A 21174-nucleotide genomic window follows, 5' to 3' on the forward strand; every position below is an offset into this window, starting at 1 on the left:
CGATATTTGTGGGAATCGCACGCTGAACTCCACCTCGCCTCGCTCTCCGGATTTGGAGTATTAGACGTGATGAAACGCGTTTTATTAAGAGGGTGTGAGTTCGGGGTTTTCACTGTGAAACAATGAATTTGGTCATTGTCGCGCCTGGGTGTGTTCTCGCTCACTTGCGCAATCGAAGTGCGCCACCAAGAATGCGCGACCCGCTCGATCGCCGAACGGACCGGCGGTCCCGTCCAGGTGGGGTTCGGGGTCAAACCACACGGGACGGTCCACACTGGACAGAGGTGTGCGCGGAAGGGAAACCCGTGGTCCCGAGCGCGGTGGAACGGCGACGTCAGCCGATTGCCAACGCGCCGACCGGCCACTCTCCGCACGCCGGTAGCCTCTTGCGCGTGCCTGCCAAGCTCGAGGGCAAGGTCGCGACCGCCCCGCCCCGCCCGAACCACATCCGACCTGCGTCCGCGGCTGCCCTGGCCGCGGTCGCCGACGTGCACCTGACGCGTCCCGCGCACGCCGACGTCCAGATCACCGGGGTGACTCTGCGTGCACAGCACGTGGTCCCCGGCGACCTCTACGCCGCGCTGCCCGGCGCCCACGCGCACGGTGCCGACTTCGCGGAGACCGCTCTCGCGAACGGTGCGGTCGCGGTGCTCACGGACGAGGCCGGTGCCGCTCGCGAGTCCCTCAAGGACGTGCCCGTGCTCATCCACCCGCGCCCGCGCGAGGTGGTCGGGCTGCTCGCCGCCCACGTCTACGGGCGGCCGTCGGCGAAGGTGCGGCTCTGGGGGGTCACCGGCACGTCCGGCAAGACCACCACCACGTACATGATCGAGTCGGTGCTCAAGGCCGCGGGCCGCACCACCGGGCTGATCGGCACGGTCGGCACCCGCATCGGCGACGAGCAGCTCGGCAGCTCGCACACCACGCCGGAGGCGCCGGACCTGCAGGCGCTGTTCGCGGTGATGGCCGAGCGCGGTGTCACCGACGTGGCGATGGAGGTCTCCAGCCACGCGCTGCACATGGGCCGCGTCGCCGCCACCGAGTTCGAGGTCGGCGCGTTCACGAACCTCAGCCAGGACCACCTCGACTACCACGCCGACATGGAGGAGTACTTCCAGGTCAAGGCGCAGCTGTTCGACGGTCGCGCGCGCCGCGAGGTCGTCTGCGTCGACGGCGACTGGGGCCCCAGGCTGGTCAAGCCGGGCACCGTCACCGTCGCGACGACGAAGCCCGCCGACTGGACCGCGAGCGGTGTCGAGGTGAGCGCCACCGGCGAGCAGACCTTCACCGCGCACGGCCCGGACGGCGACGTCGAGGTCCACCTCCCGCTCGCGGGCAGCTTCAACGTCGCGAACGCCCTGCTGGCCATCGCCTGCCTGCACGCGGAGGGCGTCCCGGCCGAGGCGATCCGTGCCGGTCTCGCGGCCGTGCAGGTGCCCGGCCGCATGCAGCGGGTGGACGAGGGCCAGGACTTCACCGCCGTCGTCGACTACTCGCACAAGCCCGCCGCCGTCGCGCTCGCGCTGGACGCGGTGAGGGCCAAGACCGACGGCCGGGTGATCGTCGTGCTCGGCTGCGGCGGTGACCGCGACCGGGCCAAGCGGCCCCTCATGGGGGAGGCCGCGGCGGAACGCGCCGACGTGGTGATCATCACCGATGACAACCCCAGGAGCGAAGACGCGTCCTCCATTCGGGCCGCCGTGCTCGAAGGCGCCCTCGCCACCGCGAACCGGGGCGAGGTGCTGGAGATCGGCGACCGGGGGCTCGCGATCGGGAAGGCCGTCGAGCTGGCACTTCCCGGCGATGTCGTCGTCGTGGCGGGCAAAGGACATGAGACGGGACAAGAGATCGCCGGCGTGATCCACCCGTTCTCGGACGTGGAGACCCTGACCGCCGCGATCAGGAAGGCGCACCGTTGATCGCACTCACGCTCGCCGAGATCGCAGAGGTCGTCGGTGGACGGTTGCACGCAACCGATGGCAGCCCGGTCGTCACCGGCACCATCGAGTTCGACACCCGCAAGGTCACCGACGGCGGTCTGTTCCTGGCCCTGCCGGGAGAACGCGTGGACGGCCACGACTTCGCGGCGCAGGCCGTCGCGGCGGGCGCGGCCGGTGTGCTGGCCGGTCGCGAGGTCGACGCCCCCGCGGTCATCGCGCCGCCGGTGCCGACCAGGCACGCCAACGCCTACGTGCTCGCCGGCGACCAGAACGGCGAGGGCGCCGCGGTGCTGGAGGCGCTCGCGAAGCTCGCGCGCCACGTCACCGACCGGCTGGCGGACCTCACGATCATCGGCATCACCGGGTCGGCGGGCAAGACGTCCACGAAGGACCTCATCGCCCAGGTGCTGCGCCCCACCGGTGAGGTCATCGCGCCGCCGGAGTCGTTCAACAACGAGCTCGGCCACCCGTGGACCGCGCTGCGGGCGGGCGAGGACACGAAGTTCCTGGTGCTGGAGCTGTCCGCGCGCGGGGTCGGGCACATCGCGAACCTCTGCGGGGTCGCGCCGCCGAAGTTCGGTGCCGTGCTCAACGTCGGCACCGCGCACCTGTCCGAGTTCGGTTCCCGCGAGGGCATCGCGCAGGGCAAGGGCGAGCTGGTCGAGGCGCTGCCGGAGGACGGCGTCGCCATCCTCAACGCCGACGACCCGCTGGTCGCGGGCATGGCGAGCCGCACCAGGGCCAAGGTCGTCCTCGTCGGTGAGAGCCCCAACGCGGACGTGCGCGCGGTGGGCATCGAGCTCGACGAGCAGGCCCGTGCGAGCTTCACGCTGCGGACCGCGCGGGGCGAGGCGCACGTCAAGCTCGGCGTCAGCGGCGCGCACCAGGTCGGCAACGCGCTGGTCGCCGCCGCCATCGCGCTGGAGCTGGGCGCCACGCCCGCCGAGGTGGCCGAACGACTCGGTGCCGCGGAACGGGTGTCCGCGCACCGCATGGTGATCACCGAACGGGCCGACGGCGTGACCGTGGTCGACGACGCCTACAACGCGAACCCGGACTCGGTGCGGGCGGCGTTGAAGGCGCTCGCGACGATCGCCCGGTCCGCCACGCCCGCCCGCCGCAGCTGGGCCGTGCTCGGCCCGATGGCCGAGCTGGGCGACGACGCCGTGCGCGAGCACGACGAGATCGGCCGGCTCGTGGTGCGCCTGGACATCAGCAAGCTCGTCGTGATCGGCGACGCGGCCCGCGCGATGCACCAGGGCGCGCACCTGGAAGGATCTTGGGGAGAGGAATCCGTCCTGGTGCCGGACGCGGACGCGGCGATCGAGTTGCTGCGCGCGGAACTCCGGCCCGGTGACGTCGTGCTGGTCAAGGCATCCAACGCCTACCGCCTGTGGCGCATCGCCGAGGCCCTGCTGGAGGCAGGAACCAAGTGAAGAGCATCCTGATCGCGGCTGCGATCGCACTCGCGGTGTCGATCCTGCTGACGCCGTACCTGATCAAGATCTTCTCGCGCCAGGGCTTCGGCCAGGAGATCCGCGAGGACGGCCCGCAGCACCACAAGACCAAGCGCGGCACGCCGACCATGGGTGGTCTCGCCATCCTGGTCGCGATGTGGGCCGGGTACCTCGGCACGCACCTGGTGAACTCGATGTCGGCCTCGGCGTCCGGGCAGACCCCGACGGCGTCCGGCCTGCTCGTGCTGATGCTGACCACGTCGCTGGGGCTCGTCGGCTTCCTCGACGACTTCATCAAGATCCGCAAGGCCCGCAACCTGGGCCTGAACAAGACGGCGAAGCTGGTCGGCCAGTTCATCGCGACGATCACGTTCGCGATCCTCGTGCTGCAGTTCCCGAACAAGGAGGGCCTGACCCCCGCGTCGGTCAACCTGTCGTTCGTCCGCGACATCACCGTCGTCTCGTTCGGCACGATCGGGTTCATCGTCTTCTGCTACGGCATGGTCGCCGCTTGGTCGAACGCCGTGAACCTGACCGACGGCCTCGACGGCCTCGCCGGCGGCTCGTCGGCGATGGTGTTCGGCACGTACGTCGTGATCTCGTTCTGGCAGTTCCGCTACAACTGCACCAGCTACGCGGTGGTCGGCTGCTACGACGTGCGCGACCCGCTGGACCTCGCGGTGATCGCCGCGGCCGCGATGGCCGGCTGCATCGGCTTCCTGTGGTGGAACGCCGCCCCAGCCAAGATCTTCATGGGTGACACCGGCTCGCTCGCGCTCGGCGGCCTGGTCGCCGGTCTCGCGATCGCGACCCGCACCGAGCTGCTGATGATCGTCATCGGTGGTCTGTTCGTGGTCGAGGCGCTGTCGGTGGCGATGCAGGTCGCCGTCTTCCGCACGTCACGACGGCGGCTGTTCCGCATGGCACCGTTCCACCACCACTTCGAGCTGGCGGGCTGGGCGGAGACCACGGTCATCATCCGGTTCTGGTTGATGGCCGGCATCTGCTGCATGTTCGGTCTGGGCGTCTTCTACAGCGAGTGGCTGACGGGCGGGTTCTGATGACGAAGCTGGCCGGGTCGCGGGTGCTGGTCGCCGGTGCCGGGGTGACCGGCCGGTCCGCGGCGGAGGCGTTGCTCGCGGCGGGCGCCGAGGTCGTGGTGACGGACTCGTCCCCCGACCGGCTGGCGGCGCTGGAGTCGCTGCTGGAGGGCGTCGAGCTGGTGCCCGGCCTGACCGAACCCCCCGCGGGCACGTCGCTGGTGGTCACGAGCCCCGGCTGGCAGCCGTCGAGCCCGTTGCTCGCGGCGTCGGCGGCGGCGGGCGTCGAGGTGATCGGCGAGGTCGAGCTGGCCTGGCGGATGGCCGCCGAGCTCGCCGACCCGCCGGTGTGGCTCGCGGTGACCGGCACGAACGGCAAGACCACGACCGTCGGCATGCTGGAGTCGATCCTGCGCGCGGCCGGCGCGGACGCCGTGGCCTGCGGCAACGTCGGACTGCCGGTCGTGGACGCGCTGCTGGCCGGGCGCCGGGTGCTCGCCGTGGAGCTGTCGAGCTTCCAGCTGCACTGGGCGCCGTCGGTGCGCCCGCAGGCCGGTGCGCTGCTCAACCTCGCCGAGGACCACCTGGACTGGCACGGCGGCATGGAGGCCTACGCGCGGGCCAAGGCCGGGGTGCTGACCGGGGACGTCGCGATCGGCTGGCTCGACGACGAGCTCGTCGTCGACCTGCTGGAGGACGCCCCGGCGCGCGACAAGGTCGGGTTCACCCTGGAGGAGCCCGCGGAGGGCCAGCTCGGCGTGCGCGGCGGCTGGCTGGTGGACCGCGCGTTCGCCGACGACGAGCCGCTGGTCGAAGTGGCCAAGATCCGCCCGGCCGGCCCGCCCGGCATCGCGGACGCCCTGGCGGCGACGGCGCTGGCGCGCGCGTACGGCGTGCCGTCCGAAGCCGTGCGCGAGGGCCTGGAGTCGTTCGAACCGGCCGCCCACCGCGCCGTGCTGGTCGGCGAGGCCGACGGCATCCGCTACGTCAACGACTCGAAGGCGACGAACCCGCACGCGGCGGTGGCGTCGCTGCGCGCGTTCGACAGCGTCGTGTGGATCGCGGGCGGCCTGCTCAAGGGCGCGTCGGTCGAGGACGTGGTCCGCACCGAGGCCCACCGGCTGCACGGCGTGGTGCTGATCGGGCAGGACCGGCAGGTCCTCGCGGACGCACTGGCGCGACACGCGCCCGATGTCCCCGTTCGGGTCCTTGACGCGGGGGACGATGGGGCCATGACCGTCGCGGTACGTGCTGCCCGGGAACTGGCGGGGCCGGGTGACACCGTGCTGCTCGCCCCCGCAGCGGCCTCCATGGACATGTTCACCGACTACGCCCATCGCGGGCAGGCGTTCACCGCCGCGGTGCGGGAGCTCATCGGCCGATGAGCGTCGTCGCGGAGAAGACGGGGACCAAGCGCAAGGCGCGTCCCGCCAGGCGCGTCGCGTCGGTGCGCGGCGGTCTGACCGCGTGGCTGAGCCGTCCGCTGGCGGACTTCCACCTGCTGCTCGCGGTCTTCGGCATGCTGACCGTGCTCGGCCTGGTGATGGTGCTGTCGGCGTCCGCGCCGGGGCAGGTCGCCTCGGGTGTCTCCGCCTACAGCGTGTTCCAGAAGCAGCTGATCTACGTGTGCGTCGGCGCGGTGCTGTTCTGGGTGGTGCTGCGGTTCCCCCTGCGGAAGCTGCGGCACCTGTCGACGGCCGCGATGGGCATCGGCGTGCTGCTGCTGGCGCTGGTGCTGACGCCGCTCGGTGACGTGCGCGGTGGCGCCCGGTCGTGGTTCACCCTCGGGCCGGTGTCGTTCCAGCCGATCGAGGCGGTGAAGCTCGCGCTCGCGCTGTGGGGCGCGCACGTGCTCGTGACCAAGCGGGCGCTGCTCTCGCAGTACCGGCACCTGCTGGTGCCCGTCGTGCCCGTGGCGATGCTGGTGTTCGCGCTGGTCATGTTGCAGCCCGACCTCGGCGGCACGATCACGCTCGGCGTGGTGCTGGTCAGCCTGCTGTGGTTCGTGGGCGCGCCGATGCGGTTGTTCGGCGTGATCCTCGGCGGCGCGGTGGCCGGTGCCGTCGTGCTCGCGATCGGGGCGACCTACCGGCTCTCGCGCGTCACGTCGTTCCTCGACCCGAACGCGGACCCGCAGGGCGCCGGTCTGCAGGCCCGGCAGGCGATGTTCGCGCTGGCCGAGGGCGGCCTGTTCGGCAAGGGCCTCGCCCGGGGCAGCTCGCAGTGGCGGTACCTGCCCAACGTCGAGTCGGACTTCATCTTCGCGGTCATCGGCGAGGAGCTCGGGTTCGTCGGGTGCGCGCTGGTGCTGGCGCTGTTCGGCACGCTCGCGTGGATCGGCCTGCGGGTCGCCGCGCGCAACACCGACCCGTGGATCCGGATCGTGGCGGCGACGCTGACGGTGTGGCTGGTCGCGCAGGCCGCGATCAACATCGGCTACGTCGTGAAGCTGCTGCCCGTCACCGGTCTGACGCTGCCGATGATCTCCGCCGGCGGCACGTCGATCGTCACGACCATGGTGGTGTTCGGCATCCTCGCGAACTGCGCCCGGCACGAGCCGGAAGCGGTGTCTGCGCTGCGCTCGCTCGGCCCCGGCCGGGTCGGTGGCCTGCTGAAGCTGCCCGCACCCGAGGCCTACAAGCCGCCGCCCAAGCGCAAGCCGGTCCGCCCGTCGACGCCCCCGCGCGCACCCGGCCGCAACCGCACCGCGCAACTCCCGGTGGTGGACGAACGTCGTGTGGCTGGACGCTCCGCTCCGCCCTCGGAGTACCGTCGCCGCGAAACGCGGCGGGTGAACCAGAGCCGTTCAGAGCAAGGCCGATCGACCCGCGGACGCGGGCGGTACAACTGATTTCGCAGCACACCAACACCGGAGGAACGTCTTGACCGGGCACCCTGCCCCCAGTGGTCCGTGCGTCGTGGTCGCGGGCGGTGGCACCGCGGGACACATCGAGCCGGCACTGGCGCTGGCCGACGCGGTCATGCGGCTGCGACCCGACGCGCGCGTCGTCGCGCTCGGCACCGAGCGCGGCCTGGAAAGCAAGATCGTGCCGGCCCGCGGCTACCCGCTGGAGCTGATCCCGCCGGTGCCGATGCCGCGCAAGCCCACGCTGGACCTGCTGAAGCTGCCGCTGAACGTGCGCGGCGCCGTGAAGCAGACCCGCGAGGTGCTGGAGCGGGTGGGCGCGGACGTCGTCGTCGGCTTCGGCGGCTACGTGGCGCTGCCCGCCTACCTCGCCGCGCGCGGCCGGGTGCCGATCGTGGTGCACGAGGCGAACGCGAAGGCCGGTCTCGCGAACAAGGTCGGCGCGAAGTTCGCCGAGCACGTGGCGGCGGCGGTGCCGGACTCCGGCCTCGCGGACGCGGAGGTCATCGGCATCCCGCTGCGCCACTCGATCACGACGCTGAACCGCGCCGCGCTGCGCGCCGAGGCCCGCCGGTTCTTCGGCCTGGACCCGGACGCGCCGACGCTGCTGGTCTTCGGCGGTTCGCAGGGCGCGCGGTCGATCAACGAGGCCGTGGCACCCGTGGCCGCCGAGTTCGCCCGCGCGGGCGTCGGCGTGCTGCACGCCTACGGGCCGAAGAACACCGTTGCGGTGCAACAGGTCCCCGGCCGGCCCGCCTACGTGCCGGTGCCGTACCTGGAGCGCATGGACCTGGCCTACGCGGCCGCGGACGCCGTGCTGTGCCGGTCCGGTGCGATGACGGTCGCCGAGGTGTCCGCCGTGGGCCTGCCCGCGGTGTTCGTGCCGCTGCCGCACGGCAACGGCGAGCAGGCGCTCAACGCCGGACCGGTCGTGTCGGCCGGTGGCGGCCTGCTGGTGCCGGACGAGGAGCTGACCCCGCAGAAGGTCGCCTCCCTGGTCGTGCCGCTGGTGGCGGACCGGCAGCGGCTGGCGGCGATGTCCGCGGCGACGCTGGGCACCGGCCGGCGCGAGGCCGACGAGGTCCTGGCCCGCCGGGTGCTGGAGGTGATCAAGAAGTGAGTCTCGGACGCGTTCACCTCGTCGGCATCGGTGGTGCCGGCATGAGCGGCATCGCCCGCATCCTGCTGGCCCGCGGCGTGCAGGTGTCCGGTTCGGACGCCAAGGACTCGCGGACCGTGCTCGCCCTGCGCGCCCAGGGTGCGCGGATCGCCGTCGGGCACGACGCGGCGAACCTGGACCAGCTGGTCGGCGGCCCGACCGAGGTCGTGGTGTCGACCGCGATCAGGGAGACGAACCCGGAGTACGCGGCGGCCCGCGAGCGCGGCATCACGGTGCTGCGCCGCGCCGAGGCGCTGGCCGCGCTCATGGAGGACCAGCGGGTCGTGTGCGTGGCCGGCACGCACGGCAAGACGTCGACCACGTCGATGCTGACCGTCGCGCTGCAGCACTGCCGCGTCGACCCGTCGTTCGCCATCGGCGGCGACCTGAACGAGTCCGGTGCGAACGCGCACCACGGCACGGGCGGGGTGTTCGTCGCCGAGGCCGACGAGTCCGACGGCTCGTTCCTGTTCTTCTCGCCGTCCGTCGCGGTCGTGACGAACGTCGAGGCCGACCACCTGGACCACCACGGCACGGTCGAGGCGTACACCGCCGTGTTCGACTCGTTCCTGGACCGCATCACGCCCGGCGGCGTGCTGGTGTCCTGCGCGGACGACCCCGGCGCCGCGCGGCTGATCACCGAGGCCCGCGCGCGCGGCATCCGGGTGCGCGAGTACGGCCGCACGGCCACCGACGCGCGGATCGTCGACTACAAGCCCGCGGAGAGCGGTGGCCTGGCGTCGGTCGAGATCGGCGGCGTCGCGGTCGAGGTGCGGGTCGCCGTGCCGGGCGAGCACATGGCGCTGAACGCGGTCGCCGCACTGCTGGCCGGGCTGGAGCTGGGTGCGGACCAGGCCGGTCTGCTCGAAGGCCTGGCGGCGTTCGGCGGCGTTAGGCGGCGGTTCGAGTTCAAGGGCCGTGCCGGTGGCGTGTCGGTCTACGACGACTACGCGCACCACCCGACCGAGGTCGACGCACAGCTGCGTGCGGCACGCCCGGTCGCGGGAGCGGGCCGTGTCGTCGTGGTGTTCCAACCGCACCTGTACTCGCGCACGCGCACGTTCGCCACCGAGTTCGCCGCAGCGCTGTCGTTGGCCGACGAGGTCGTCGTGCTGGACGTGTACGGCGCGCGCGAGGAACCGGAACCCGGTGTCACCGGCGCGTTGATCGCGGACCAGGTCACCGCCTCCGTGCACTACGAGCCGTCGTTCGACCGCGTGCCGGCACTGGTGGCGTCGCTGGTCCGCGACGGCGACCTCGTCGTCACGATGGGGGCGGGCGACGTCACGATGCTCGGTCCCGAGATCGTCAGCGCGCTGTCATGAGCGCCCCGGTTCGCGGCAGGTCCCAGCGCGCTCGCCCCGCGAACCGGCGCGCGAGGAGTTCCGAGCACCGGGCGCGGCGCAGGATCATCCTGCGCCGCCGCCTGGTCGCTCTGGCAACGGTGCTGGGCCTCATCGGCCTGACCTACGGGGTGTTCTTCACGCCGTTGCTGGGCGTCCGCAACGTGGACGTGCACGGCGCCGTGGTGCTCACCGACGACGAGGTGCGCGCCGCGGCCGCCATTGAGTCCGGCGCCCCGTTGGTGCGCTTGGACCTGCAAGCCATCCGCGAGAGAGTCGCCGCAGTCCCGCGCATCGCCGCCATCGAGGTCGAACGGCAGCTGCCCGGCACGGTCCGGTTGCTCGTCACCGAACGCGTCCCGGTCGGGTCCGTGAAGCTGTCGGACGGCTACCACCTGGTCGACTCGACCGGCAAGGACTACGCGACCATGCCGGCCCCCGCGCCGGGCGTGCCCGACCTGGTCCTCGCCACCCCGTCGGCGGTCGACCCGGCCACGCGCGCCGCGGTCGGCGTCGTCAACGAGCTGCCGGCGGCGCTGCGCGCCGAGGTGCTGCAGGTGTCGGCCACGACCGGCGCCGACGTGAAGCTGGTGCTGTCCGGCGACCGCGTCGTGAAGTGGGGCGGGTCCGAGGACACGCCGCGGAAGGCGGCCGTGCTGCTGGTGCTGCTGACCCGCGAGGGGACGGCGTTCGACGTGACCTCACCGGACCTGGCCACCATCTCCTAGTCGCGACCACTGCTCGAACCGCGGTGGTCCGGCGGGGTCAGGGCCGCGGGTTGCGCGGGCGGGACGGCGTCGGGACGCGGCGCGGGCGGCGCTGGGTGCGCGGGTTCGGCCGGGAGCACACGGGGATCTCTCCTGGGGTCCGGGTCAGCCGGCCGGCTTCAGCAACCGCACGACCAGGCTGCCGAGCCTGCTCGTGACGAGCTCCAGCACGATCGCCTCGACGACGAGCGAACGCACGGACGCGGGTGCGGGTGCCAAGACGGACCTCCTGGGACGTGGACGACTACCGTGCTCATCGGCGTGGCCGGTGTGGCATTAGCCGTCCTGGTCGTTGTCACCCGAAGGAAGTACTCAAGGTCGCCCGCCACCGCGACGAAGTCCACACAGGACGATCAACAGCGGTCCCGGCGCGGTCGCCCCACCGGCGGCGTCGGCGGGACCGTCACCGCCTACCGGCGGCAGCGGGGGGTCGTCCCGCGGGAAGGCCGGAACCGCGAGAAGGTGGGGGAGACGATCTCCAGATCCGGGGCACGACTACGCTTGTGGTGCGCAGTGCTCAGCATCGTGCGGACTGCTTGACGGCACGACCGGGGAGTAGTAGCGCACAGTGTTGGGAATCTGCGGCGTGGCTGCTGGACCGACGCACCGCCGGTGCTTACCGTCCAGCAGGAACATATGGGGTTGACATAACTCTGAGTCTCGCCGAGAGGTTGAGAGTTCCAATCCGGGTGCATCACCACCCAGCACCACAGCACGGACCACGATCAGGAAGGCGGATCCGATGACGCCCCCGCACAACTACCTCGCGGTGATCAAGGTCGTCGGCATCGGTGGTGGCGGTGTCAACGCCGTCAACCGCATGATCGAGGTCGGGCTCAAGGGCGTCGAGTTCATCGCGGTGAACACCGACGCGCAGGCCTTGCTGATGTCCGATGCCGACGTCAAGCTCGACATCGGCCGCGAGTTGACCCGCGGCCTCGGCGCCGGGGCCAACCCCGAGGTCGGCCACAAGGCAGCGGAAGACCACCGCGAGGAGATCGAGGAGGTCCTCAAGGGGGCCGACATGGTCTTCGTCACCGCAGGTGAGGGCGGTGGCACCGGTACCGGTGGCGCTCCCGTGGTCGCCTCGATCGCCCGCAAGCTCGGCGCGCTGACCATCGGTGTCGTGACGCGCCCGTTCTCGTTCGAGGGCAAGCGGCGCGCCAAGCAGGCCGAGGACGGCATCCAGGCGCTGCGCAACGAGTGCGACACGCTCATCGTCATCCCGAACGACCGGTTGCTCCAGCTGGGTGACATCGGCGTCAGCCTGATGGACGCGTTCCGCTCGGCCGACGAGGTGCTCCTCTCCGGTGTCCAGGGCATCACCGACCTGATCACCACCCCCGGTCTGATCAACCTGGACTTCGCGGACGTCAAGTCCGTCATGTCCGGCGCCGGCTCGGCGTTGATGGGCATCGGCTCGGCGCGCGGTGAGGGCAGAGCGGTCCAGGCCGCGCAGAAGGCGATCAACTCGCCGCTGCTGGAGGCCTCGATGGAGGGCGCGCACGGCGTGCTGCTGTCCATCGCGGGTGGCTCCGACCTGGGCCTGTTCGAGATCAACGAGTCCGCGTCGCTGGTCCAGGAGGCCGCGCACCCGGACGCGAACATCATCTTCGGTACGGTCATCGACGACTCCCTCGGCGACGAGGTCAGGGTCACGGTGATCGCGGCCGGGTTCGACAGCGGCGGTCCCACGCACAAGAAGCTGGAGCCGACGGCGTTGTCCTCGCCGCAGCGCACCGCCACCGGTCCGATCGCCGCCGCCACGGCAGCGCCGACACCGGCACCGACCCCCGCTCCGCAGCCGGTCGTGCAGGCACCGCCGCCCGTGGTGCAGGCCCCGCCGCCGGTCCCGCAGCCGCAGCCGGAGGTGCGTCCCGCTCCGCCGGTGCAGCAGCCGCCCACGGCCGTGCCGCCGCAGCCCTCGCACGTGCAGGGCAACGGCTACGCGCCGTCCGTGCCGCGGCCGCTGACGCAGAACGGCTCGCTGCCCTCGCGGCCGGTCCCGGTCACCGACGACCCGGACGACGAGGTGGACGTGCCGCCGTTCATGCGGCGCTGACCAGGGCGCAGACCCCGGAGGACCCCCGAGCACCCGTGCTCGGGGGTCCTCCGTCGTTCGAGAACTAGGCTGTGGGCGTGCGTATTCGTCGTGTTGTCACCACACGTGCCGGTGGTGTGTCCAAAGCCCCGTACGACTCGTTCAACCTCGGTGACCACGTCGGGGACGACGCCGGTGCGGTCGAGGCGAACCGGGCCCGGCTCGCCGAGGGCGTCGGGCTCACCCCGGACCGCCTGGTCTGGATGGAACAGGTGCACGGCCGCACCGTCGCGGTGGTCGACGGGCCGCGGGCCGAACCGCTGGAGGCCACCGACGCGGTCGTGACGAAAGAGCCCGGTCTCGGGCTCGCCGTGCTGACGGCGGACTGCGTGCCGGTACTGCTCGGCGACCAGGAGGCCGGTGTCGTCGGCGCCGTGCACGCCGGGCGGGTCGGCGCGCGGGTCGGTGTCGTGGTCGAGGCGCTCAAGGCGATGATGGCGCAGGGTGCCGAGCTCGACCGGATCGAGGTGCTGCTCGGGCCGAGCGTGTGCGGCGAGTGCTACGAGGTGCCCGCGGAGATGCAGCGGGACGTCGAGAAGCACCTCCCCGGCAGCGCGTCGAAGTCGCGCAAGGGCACGCCGGCCCTGGACCTGAGGGCCGGGCTGTGGAACCAGCTCGCGAGCGCGGGGGTGGCGCGGATCGGGGTCGACCCGCGCTGCACCTTCGAGGAGAAGGACCTGTTCAGCCACCGCAGGGAGAACCCGACCGGCCGGCTCGCCTCCGTCGTCTGGATCGAACCGTGAACCGGCGCGACGAGCTGGCGGCGAACCTCGCGGACGTGCGCGACCGCATCGGGAAGGCGTGCGCGGCGGCCAGGCGCGACCCGAGCGAGGTGATGTTGCTCGCGGTGACGAAAACCTGGCCCGCGAGCGACGTGGAGCACCTCTACGAGCTCGGTCTGCGCCACTTCGCCGAGAACCGCGACCAGGAGGCCGCCGCGAAGGCCGGTCAGCTGGCACACCTCACCGACGCCCGGTGGCACATGGTCGGGCGGTTGCAGCGGAACAAGGCGCGGTCCGTCGTCGGGTGGGCCCACCAGGTCGACTCGGTCGACTCGGTCCGGCTGGCCGAGGCGCTGGCGAAGGCGGCGCACGCGGCGGGCCGCACGCTGGACGTGTTGCTGCAGGTCAGCCTGGACGGTGACACGTCACGCGGTGGGGTGGCCGTGGCCGATGTTGCGGAAGTGGCTAACGTGATCACTCGTTCGGGTGATCTTATTCTTCGAGGGGCGATGACCGTCGCCCCTCTGACGATGAGGCCGGCGCAGGCGTTTGAAGCGTTGGCTTCGGTGGTATCAGGCCTACGTGATGATCATCCCAGTGCTGTCGTGCTGTCAGCGGGGATGAGCGGCGACCTGGAAGATGCCATCTCGCACGGATCTACCTGTGTGCGTGTCGGAACGGCGTTGCTCGGCAGCCGGCGACTAACCTCGCCCTAGGGTGTCGGGAACCTCGGGACCGTCCGCGCCGTCCCTAAAGTGGGGCACCGCCGAGGAGGGGCTGGAATGAGCGCTTTGCACAAGCTGAAGGCCTACTTCGGGATGGTCCCCGCCGAGTACGCAGACGACCCCGGCTACGAGGACGACCGCGGTCGCTACGGCGACTACCGGTCCGAGTACGCGGCCGAGGCCGACGACTACGACTACCCGCGGCGCGGCCGCGCGTTCACGGCGGGCCGGTCGGAGCTCCAGGGCTCCGGGTACCGGGCCGACCTCGACGAGTCGGACGACTACGAGCCGGAGTCGCGGCGCGGGGTGAGCAGCCCCCCGGGCACGCGGCGCTGGAGCGCTGACGCACCGGTGCACGGTGCGCTGGCGGTCGACCCGCAGCGCGAGCCCGTGAGCAGGCTGCGCCCGGTCGCCGAGCCGGCCGCGGGCAACCCGCTGGCGCGCATCACGACGCTGCACCCGCGCAGCTACAGCGAGGCGCGCACGATCGGGGAGCACTACCGCGACGGCACGCCGGTGATCCTGAACCTGACCGACATGGACGACGCGGACGCCAAGCGCCTCGTCGACTTCTCGGCCGGGCTCGCGTTCGCTCTGCGCGGGTCCATGGACAAGATCACCAGCAGGGTGTTCCTTCTCTCACCGCCCAACGTCGACGTGACGGCGGAGGACCGGAGGAAGCTGGCGGAGGGCGGGTTCGGGAACCGCGGTTAGAGTTGACCCCGTGGACCCGATCCGTCTCGTCATCTACTACCTCCTCTTCGCGTTCTCCCTGTTCCTGACCGCGCGCGTCGTGGTCGAGCTGGTGCGGACGTTCGCGAGGGAGTGGCGTCCTGCGGGCGGCGTCGCCGTGACGCTGGAGACCGTTTACACCGTGACCGATCCTCCGGTCCGAACGCTGCGTCGGGTGATCCCGACAGTGCGGATCGGAGGCGTCGGACTGGACCTATCGATTATTGTGCTGTGGCTGCTCGTTATCATTTTGATGCAAGTTGCAGATCCCAGGTGACGGGGAACCGTGGGATGACCGCAGCCCAGGAGTGCGAGAGGTGATCCGATGCCGTTGACCCCCGCTGATGTGCACAACGTTGCATTCAGCAAGCCGCCGATTGGCAAGCGGGGCTACAACGAGGACGAGGTGGACGCGTTCCTCGACCTGGTTGAGGGCGAGCTGGCCCGCTTGATCGAGGAGAACAACGACCTCCGTCAGCAGGTGGAGCAGCTCGACCAGCAGCTCGAGACCGCGCGTGCCGACCTCGACGACGCGCGTGCGAAGGCTTCTGCCGGCCCCGTGACGAGCCGTATGCCGGTCGAGGAGCCGCCGCGCCGCTTGGCGCCGGTCCCGCCGCCCTCGGTGATGGAGCAGACGTCGCCCGGTGGTGGCGGAGACCACCACGTGCAGGCCGTGAAGGTCCTGGGTCTCGCCCAGGAGATGGCGGACCGGCTGACCGGCGAGGCCAAGGCCGAGGCGGACGGCATGCTGTCCGAGGCGCGCACGAAGTCGGAGCAGTTGCTGTCCGACGCCCGCGTGAAGGCCGACACGATGGTCAACGAGGCGCGCACGCGTGCCGAGACCATGCTGAACGACGCGCGCACGCGCAGCGAGACGCTCGAGCGGCAGGCCCGTGAGAAGGCCACCGCGCTCGACCGCGACGCGCAGCGCAAGCACGCAGAGGTGATGGGCAACATCACCCAGGAGAAGAACACGCTCGAGAAGCAGATCGACAAGCTGCAGACGTTCGAGCGCGAGTACCGCACGCGGCTGAAGACGATGCTCGAGTCGTCCTTGCGCGACCTCCAGGACCGCGGCCCCGCCGCTCCGTCCGAGGGGCGCTCCCAGGGCTACTCCTTCGGCGCACGCGCCGAAGCGGGCTGAACTACTGTTCGCTAGGTGCTCTTCGTAGTTCTGCTTCTGGTGCTGGCCGCCCTCGGGCTGCTCGTGCCCGCGCTGACCACGTCCGACACGATCTGGGCGTGGGCCTCCGTGGGAGCGAGTGCGCTCGCCGCCCTGGTCCTCGCATGGGACTGGTGGCGACGACGTCCGGGGGACCCCGCGGCCGCAGCCCAGAGTGTAGATCAACATGCTGTACCTGATGATCATCAGGTGGTCTCGCCGGCGCCTGCCGACACGCCGCCTGCTGACGAGGAACCACCGGAAGAGGACACCGACGCGGCGGACCTGCTCGTCGTGGCCGACCTGGTGGACGAGGTGCGGGTGCTGGACGAGCGGCCCCGGTACCACCTGAGCTCGTGTTCCTGGCTCGCCGGGAGGCCCACGCTGGGCCTCCCGGTGCAGGAGGCACGTCAGCTCGGTTTCACGCCCTGCGGGGTGTGTGCGCCCGACGGCGCGCTGGTGCGCCGGAGCCGGTCCGCGTGATTCCCGCCTGCCGAGGCCGTGCGGGGGTCCAGAATGCGGTGTGCCTTTCAGAACACTGGTCCACGCCGCAGCCGTAGCCGTCCTCGTGCTGCTCGGCGGCACGTCCACCGCGGTCGCGGGTCCTGAGCTGGACGGGTGCGTGCCGGCCGACCTGCGCGGTGGCGCTGTCGCGTTCCGGGCCGCCGACGACCTGGAGCTGACCGGGCTGGTGCTCGGCGGCGGGCCGAAGGGCGTGCTGCTCGTGCCAGGGGTGACCGACGGGTTCTGCGACTGGCTGCCGCTCGCGCGCCACTTTGAGGACGACGGCTACCAGGTGCTCCTGCTCCAGGCGCGCACCGAGGTGCTCGACCTCGGCAAGTCCTTCCGGTTCGACCACGACGTGGTCGCCGCCGCCCAGGAGCTGGAACGGCGCGGGGTGACCTCGCTCATGGCGGGCGCCGGGACCACCGGTGCGACCGCCCTCGCCGCGGTCGCGGCCGACGTGCCCCGGCTGCACGGCATGTTCCTGCTCTCCCCGCTCGAACGCGTGGCGATGGGCGGCAACGTGCTCGACGCCGCCGCGGGCCTGGAGGCGTTCGACGGGCCCGTCTTCCTCGCCGCGGCGGAGGACGACGGTGTGGGCCTCGGTGGCGGGCGCGAGGTGACCGCCACCGGCGTCGTGGCGCGGCTCGGGAACGCGGCCCTGTTCAGCACCGTCAAGACCGTGCCCGGCTCTGCCCAGGGCGCCCGGCTGGCCGACGGGCCGGTGCGGGCGGACCTGCTGGCGTTCGTGCGGGAGACCGTGCCGCCGCCGGGCTTCCCGCTCTGGCTGCCGGTGGTCGCGGTCGCACTGGTCCTGCTGCTGGTCCCCGCGGTCATGCTCGTCCGGGGCCGCCGGGCCGTCCGCCGGCTGCCCGACCTCGGCGGCGCGAGGATCGTGGAGCTCGGGCCGCGCCCGTAGGGGCGGAGTCGCCGCTCAGCGGTCCAGGAACAGCAGGGTGATCAGCAGGCCGAGCAGCACCAGGTCCAGCACCACGCCGGTCGGCTTCGAGTCGTACCTCAGCCGGGTGACCGTCGCGCCGACCATCAGCAGGCCCAGACCGACCGTCGCCGCGTGCGCGACCCACGCCCAGGTGAACGAGCCGACGACGAGACCGGCCGCGCCCGCCCACTCCAGCGCGCCGATGGTCCGCCACAGGCCGCCGCTCATCCGGAAGTGGTCGCGGACCTCGATCGACTTCCGCGCACCCACGAGCTTGCCGGCGCCGGTCGCGACGAACAGGACGGCCAGCACGATGGACAGCGCGGTGGTCAACGTCATCGCGCGAGCATACGGTTTGCGCCCACCCGTTACGCTGTAACCACAGGCACCGATCCGGCCATCACCGGGGAGCCTCCGGAAGAACGGGTTCGGCGAACCTCAGTAGAACCGGACGGGACCGGCCCGTCACAGCCGAAGAACGAGCGGCTCACCCGCGTGGTGGGCAAGCGGGGTGGTACCGCGGCTCGCCGAGCCACATCGGCGTGTCGTCCTCGCGTGTCACATCTGACCGCGAGGAGCAGTGGAGATGGCCTACCCCAGGGCCGGAGCGAACGAGGTCCCGGCGCAGCCGTCCTTTCCGAACCTCGAGCAGGACGTGCTCGGGTACTGGAAGGACGACGAGACCTTCCAGGCGAGCATCGACCGCAACCCGGTGGGCGACGACGGCGCGAACGAGTTCGTCTTCTACGACGGCCCGCCCTTCGCCAACGGCCTGCCGCACTACGGCCACCTGCTGACCGGTTACGTCAAGGACGTCGTGCCGCGCTACATGACCATGCGCGGCAAGCACGTCGAGCGCCGGTTCGGCTGGGACACGCACGGCATGCCCGCCGAGTACGAGGCGGAGAAGCAGCTCGGCATCACGCACAAGAACGAGATCGACGCCCTGGGCATCGAGAAGTTCAACGAGGCCTGCCGCACGTCGGTGCTGCAGTACGCCGACCAGTGGCGCGACTACGTGACGCGGCAGGCGCGCTGGGTCGACTTCGACAACGACTACAAGACGCTCGACCTCGACTACATGGAAAGCGTCATGTGGGCGTTCAAGGCCTTGTGGGACAAGGGCTTGATCTACGAGGGCTTCCGCGTGCTGTGGTACTGCTGGCGCTGCGAGACGCCGCTGTCCAACACCGAGACCAAGATGGACGACGCCTACCGCGACCGGCAGGACCCGGCCGTCACGGTGGCGCTGCGCCTGGAGTCCGGCGAGAAGGCCCTGGTCTGGACGACCACGCCGTGGACGCTGCCGAGCAACCTCGCCGCCGCCGTGCACCCGGACGTCGACTACGTGACCGTGGTCGGCTCGGACGGGGACAGGTACCTGCTGGCCGAGGCCCGCGTCGCCGCCTACGCGCGGGAGCTGGGCGAGGAGCCCGAGGTCGTCGCCAGGTACAAGGGTGCGGACCTGGTCGGCAAGAGGTACCTGCCGCCGTTCGACTTCTTCGTCGGCCGCGAGAACGCCCACCAGGTGCTGACCGCCGACTACGTGACCACCGACGACGGCACCGGCATCGTCCACATCGCACCGGCGTTCGGTGAGGACGACAAGGTCGTGACGGACGCGGCGGGCATCGAGGTCGTCGTGCCGGTCGGCTCCGACGGCACGTTCACCGCCGAGGTGCCGCCGTACGCGGGCGTGCACGTGTTCGAGGCGAACAAGCAGATCATCCGCGACCTCAAGGACGCCGGTCTGCTGCTGCGGCACGAGACCTACGACCACCCGTACCCGCATTGCTGGCGGTGCAACAACCCGCTGATCCAGCGGGCGCTGTCGGCGTGGTTCGTCGCGGTCACGCAGTTCAAGGACCGGATGGTCGAGCTCAACCAGCAGATCAACTGGGTGCCCGGCCACATCAAGGACGGCCAGTTCGGCAAGTGGCTGGAGAACGCGCGCGACTGGAACATCTCGCGCAACCGCTACTGGGGCTCGCCGCTGCCCGTGTGGGTGTCGGACAACCCCGAGTTCCCGCGCACCGACGTGTACGGGTCGCTGGACGAGCTGGAGCGCGACTTCGGCGTGCGCCCGGCCGACCTGCACCGCCCGCACATCGACGAGCTGGTGCGCCCGAACCCGGACGACCCGTCCGGCCGGTCGACGATGCGCCGCGTGCCGGACGTGCTCGACTGCTGGTTCGAGTCGGGCTCGATGTCGTTCGCGCAGGTGCACTACCCGTTCGAGAACGCCGAGTGGTTCGAGAACCACTACCCCGGCGACTTCATCGTCGAGTACAACGGGCAGACGCGCGGCTGGTTCTACACGCTGCACGTGCTCGCGACGGCGTTGTTCGACCGGCCGGCGTTCCGCGACTGCGTGGCGCACGGCATCGTGCTCGGTGACGACGGCCAGAAGATGTCCAAGTCGCTCAAGAACTACCCGGACGTCAACGAGGTCTTCGACCGCGACGGCTCCGACGCCATGCGGTGGTTCCTGATGGCCTCGCCGATCCTGCGCGGCGGCGACCTGGTGGTGACCGAGCGCGGCATCCGCGACGCGGTGCGCCAGGCCGTGCTGCCGCTGTGGAACTCCTGGTACTTCCTCGCGTTGTACGCCAACGCCGAGGGCGTCGAGGGCACCTGGCGGGTCGACTCGAAGCACGTGCTGGACCGGTACGCGCTGGCGAAGACGCACGACCTCGTGCGCGACGTCACCGCGGCGATGGACGTCTACGACATCTCCGGTGCCTGCCAGCTGGTCCGCGAGTACCTGGAGGTGCTCACGAACTGGTACGTGCGGCGTTCGCGCGGCCGTTTCTGGTCCGGCGACCAAGACGCGGTCGACACGCTGCACACGGTGCTGGAGGTCGTCACGCGCGTCGCGGCGCCGTTGCTGCCGTACACGGCCGAGGTCGTGTGGCGGGGGCTGACCGGTGGCCGTTCCGTGCACCTGGCGGACTTCCCGGCCGTGACCGACCTGCCCGCGGACGACGCGCTCGTGGCGGCGATGGACGAGGTGCGCGCGGTCTGCTCCACGGCGTTGTCGCTGCGCAAGGCGAACAAGCTGCGCGTGCGGCTTCCGTTGGCGCGCTTGACGGTTGCTTCTTCTTCGGCGGCGGCGCTGGAGGACTTCGCGGAGATCGTGCGCGACGAGGTGAACGTCAAGGAGGTGTCGCTGACCCCCGACGTCGACGCGTACGGCCAGTTCCAGCTGGTCGTCAACGCGCGCGCGGCCGGTCCGCGGCTCGGCCCTAACGTGCAGAAGGTGATCAAGGCCGTCAAGGCCGGCGACTGGTCCCTCGTGGACGGTCAGGTCGTGGCCGCCGGGATCGAGCTGTTCGAGGGCGAGTACGAACAGCGCCTGGTGGCAACGGATCCGGCCGCCACGGCGGCACTGCCCGGTGGCGGCGGCGTCGTCGTGCTGGACACGGCGGTGACCCCGGAGCTGGAGGCCGAGGGTGTCGCGCGTGACCTCGTGCGGGTGGTGCAGCAGGCGCGCAAGGACGCCGCGCTGGACGTGTCCGACCGGATCACGCTGACGCTGGAGCTGCCCGAGGAGGTCCGCGCGGCCGTGGAGCGGCACCTGGAGTTCGTGAAGTCGGAGACGCTGACCGCGGACGTGGTGTTCGGGGCCGGTGTCTCGGAGGGCACGGTCGGCGACGGTGCCAAGGTGAAGGTGGCCGTGGCACGCGCCTGATGACGTGAGACGGGGCCGTTTCCGG

Annotated in this window: 18 protein-coding genes; 17 read left to right on the plus strand and 1 reads right to left on the minus strand. The window is 71.3% G+C overall.

Annotated features, from left to right (window positions below):
• The first annotated feature begins 392 nt into the window (after window positions 1–392).
• The 16 genes from ACZ7CD_RS11280 (at window position 393) to ACZ7CD_RS11355 (ending at window position 17437) form a co-directional block, all read left to right on the plus strand.
• Window positions 393–1919, plus strand: coding sequence for a UDP-N-acetylmuramoyl-L-alanyl-D-glutamate--2,6-diaminopimelate ligase (locus tag ACZ7CD_RS11280; RefSeq protein ID WP_360390531.1), 1527 nt, complete (start codon window positions 393–395; stop codon window positions 1917–1919).
• Window positions 1916–3376 (plus strand): UDP-N-acetylmuramoyl-tripeptide--D-alanyl-D-alanine ligase, encoded by a 1461-nt coding sequence (locus ACZ7CD_RS11285; protein WP_360390528.1) that lies wholly within the window; start codon window positions 1916–1918, stop codon window positions 3374–3376. Before ACZ7CD_RS11280 ends, ACZ7CD_RS11285 begins: the two co-directional genes overlap by 4 nt.
• On the plus strand, window positions 3373–4458 hold the full coding sequence (mraY, locus tag ACZ7CD_RS11290; protein ID WP_065916843.1) for a phospho-N-acetylmuramoyl-pentapeptide-transferase: 1086 nt from the start codon (window positions 3373–3375) through the stop codon (window positions 4456–4458). The genes ACZ7CD_RS11285 and mraY overlap by 4 nt, the downstream gene beginning before the upstream one ends.
• Complete coding sequence (gene murD / locus ACZ7CD_RS11295) at window positions 4458–5822, plus strand: UDP-N-acetylmuramoyl-L-alanine--D-glutamate ligase (protein ID WP_470375494.1); 1365 nt, start codon at window positions 4458–4460, stop codon at window positions 5820–5822. Before mraY ends, murD begins: the two co-directional genes overlap by 1 nt.
• Window positions 5819–7288: a putative lipid II flippase FtsW gene (gene ftsW, locus ACZ7CD_RS11300; protein WP_360390522.1), complete on the plus strand. Its 1470-nt coding sequence runs from the start codon at window positions 5819–5821 to the stop codon at window positions 7286–7288. Before murD ends, ftsW begins: the two co-directional genes overlap by 4 nt.
• A gap of 31 nt (window positions 7289–7319) precedes the next feature.
• The gene (murG, locus tag ACZ7CD_RS11305; RefSeq protein ID WP_360390519.1) at window positions 7320–8423 is read left to right on the plus strand and encodes an undecaprenyldiphospho-muramoylpentapeptide beta-N-acetylglucosaminyltransferase; all 1104 of its coding nucleotides are present in this window, start codon (window positions 7320–7322) and stop codon (window positions 8421–8423) included.
• Complete coding sequence (murC, locus tag ACZ7CD_RS11310; protein ID WP_458430729.1) at window positions 8420–9787, plus strand: UDP-N-acetylmuramate--L-alanine ligase; 1368 nt, start codon at window positions 8420–8422, stop codon at window positions 9785–9787. The genes murG and murC overlap by 4 nt, the downstream gene beginning before the upstream one ends.
• Entirely contained in the window at window positions 9784–10533 is a 750-nt protein-coding gene (locus ACZ7CD_RS11315; protein WP_458430730.1) for a cell division protein FtsQ/DivIB, read from the plus strand. Before murC ends, ACZ7CD_RS11315 begins: the two co-directional genes overlap by 4 nt.
• Window positions 10534–11314: 781 nt before the next feature.
• Window positions 11315–12634, plus strand: coding sequence for a cell division protein FtsZ (gene ftsZ, locus ACZ7CD_RS11320; RefSeq protein WP_360390512.1), 1320 nt, complete (start codon window positions 11315–11317; stop codon window positions 12632–12634).
• 77 nt (window positions 12635–12711) lie between these two features.
• A complete protein-coding gene (pgeF, locus tag ACZ7CD_RS11325; RefSeq protein WP_458430731.1) occupies window positions 12712–13416 on the plus strand; it encodes a peptidoglycan editing factor PgeF in 705 nt (234 codons plus the stop codon).
• The gene (locus tag ACZ7CD_RS11330) at window positions 13413–14111 is read left to right on the plus strand and encodes a YggS family pyridoxal phosphate-dependent enzyme (RefSeq protein ID WP_360390507.1); all 699 of its coding nucleotides are present in this window, start codon (window positions 13413–13415) and stop codon (window positions 14109–14111) included. Before pgeF ends, ACZ7CD_RS11330 begins: the two co-directional genes overlap by 4 nt.
• 66 nt (window positions 14112–14177) lie before the next feature.
• Window positions 14178–14834 (plus strand): cell division protein SepF, encoded by a 657-nt coding sequence (locus tag ACZ7CD_RS11335; RefSeq protein WP_470370696.1) that lies wholly within the window; start codon window positions 14178–14180, stop codon window positions 14832–14834.
• Between the two features lie 19 nt (window positions 14835–14853).
• Window positions 14854–15129, plus strand: a complete 276-nt coding sequence (locus ACZ7CD_RS11340; protein WP_458434334.1) for a YggT family protein — start codon at window positions 14854–14856, stop codon at window positions 15127–15129.
• Window positions 15130–15177: 48 nt separating this feature from the next.
• On the plus strand, window positions 15178–15996 hold the full coding sequence (wag31, locus tag ACZ7CD_RS11345; RefSeq protein WP_470378836.1) for a DivIVA-like cell division protein Wag31: 819 nt from the start codon (window positions 15178–15180) through the stop codon (window positions 15994–15996).
• Window positions 15997–16011: 15 nt separating this feature from the next.
• Entirely contained in the window at window positions 16012–16497 is a 486-nt protein-coding gene (locus ACZ7CD_RS11350; protein ID WP_360390496.1) for a hypothetical protein, read from the plus strand.
• 40 nt (window positions 16498–16537) lie between these two features.
• Window positions 16538–17437: a hypothetical protein gene (locus ACZ7CD_RS11355; protein ID WP_360390493.1), complete on the plus strand. Its 900-nt coding sequence runs from the start codon at window positions 16538–16540 to the stop codon at window positions 17435–17437.
• 15 nt (window positions 17438–17452) lie between these two features.
• Here ACZ7CD_RS11355 and ACZ7CD_RS11360 read toward each other — a convergent pair whose 3' ends face one another.
• Window positions 17453–17797: a DoxX family protein gene (locus tag ACZ7CD_RS11360; protein ID WP_360390490.1), complete on the minus strand. Its 345-nt coding sequence runs from the start codon at window positions 17795–17797 to the stop codon at window positions 17453–17455.
• Between the two features lie 247 nt (window positions 17798–18044).
• Here ACZ7CD_RS11360 and ileS point away from each other — a divergent pair, with 247 nt between their 5' ends.
• The gene (gene ileS / locus ACZ7CD_RS11365) at window positions 18045–21149 is read left to right on the plus strand and encodes an isoleucine--tRNA ligase (protein ID WP_360390487.1); all 3105 of its coding nucleotides are present in this window, start codon (window positions 18045–18047) and stop codon (window positions 21147–21149) included.
• Window positions 21150–21174: the final 25 nt, after the last annotated feature.

The sequence above is a fragment of the Lentzea sp. NPDC036949 genome, assembly GCF_055608075.1.

Coding starts and splice junctions, on each gene's coding strand:
- murD (WP_470375494.1), top strand. CDS start 4,458: ATGACGAAGCTGGCCGGGTCGCGGGTGCTGGTCGCCGGTGCCGGGGTG.
- ftsW (WP_360390522.1), top strand. CDS start 5,819: ATGAGCGTCGTCGCGGAGAAGACGGGGACCAAGCGCAAGGCGCGTCCC.
- ACZ7CD_RS11315 (WP_458430730.1), top strand. CDS start 9,784: ATGAGCGCCCCGGTTCGCGGCAGGTCCCAGCGCGCTCGCCCCGCGAAC.
- ftsZ (WP_360390512.1), top strand. CDS start 11,315: ATGACGCCCCCGCACAACTACCTCGCGGTGATCAAGGTCGTCGGCATC.
- ACZ7CD_RS11335 (WP_470370696.1), top strand. CDS start 14,178: ATGAGCGCTTTGCACAAGCTGAAGGCCTACTTCGGGATGGTCCCCGCC.
- wag31 (WP_470378836.1), top strand. CDS start 15,178: ATGCCGTTGACCCCCGCTGATGTGCACAACGTTGCATTCAGCAAGCCG.
- ACZ7CD_RS11360 (WP_360390490.1), bottom strand. CDS start 17,797: ATGACGTTGACCACCGCGCTGTCCATCGTGCTGGCCGTCCTGTTCGTC.
- ileS (WP_360390487.1), top strand. CDS start 18,045: ATGGCCTACCCCAGGGCCGGAGCGAACGAGGTCCCGGCGCAGCCGTCC.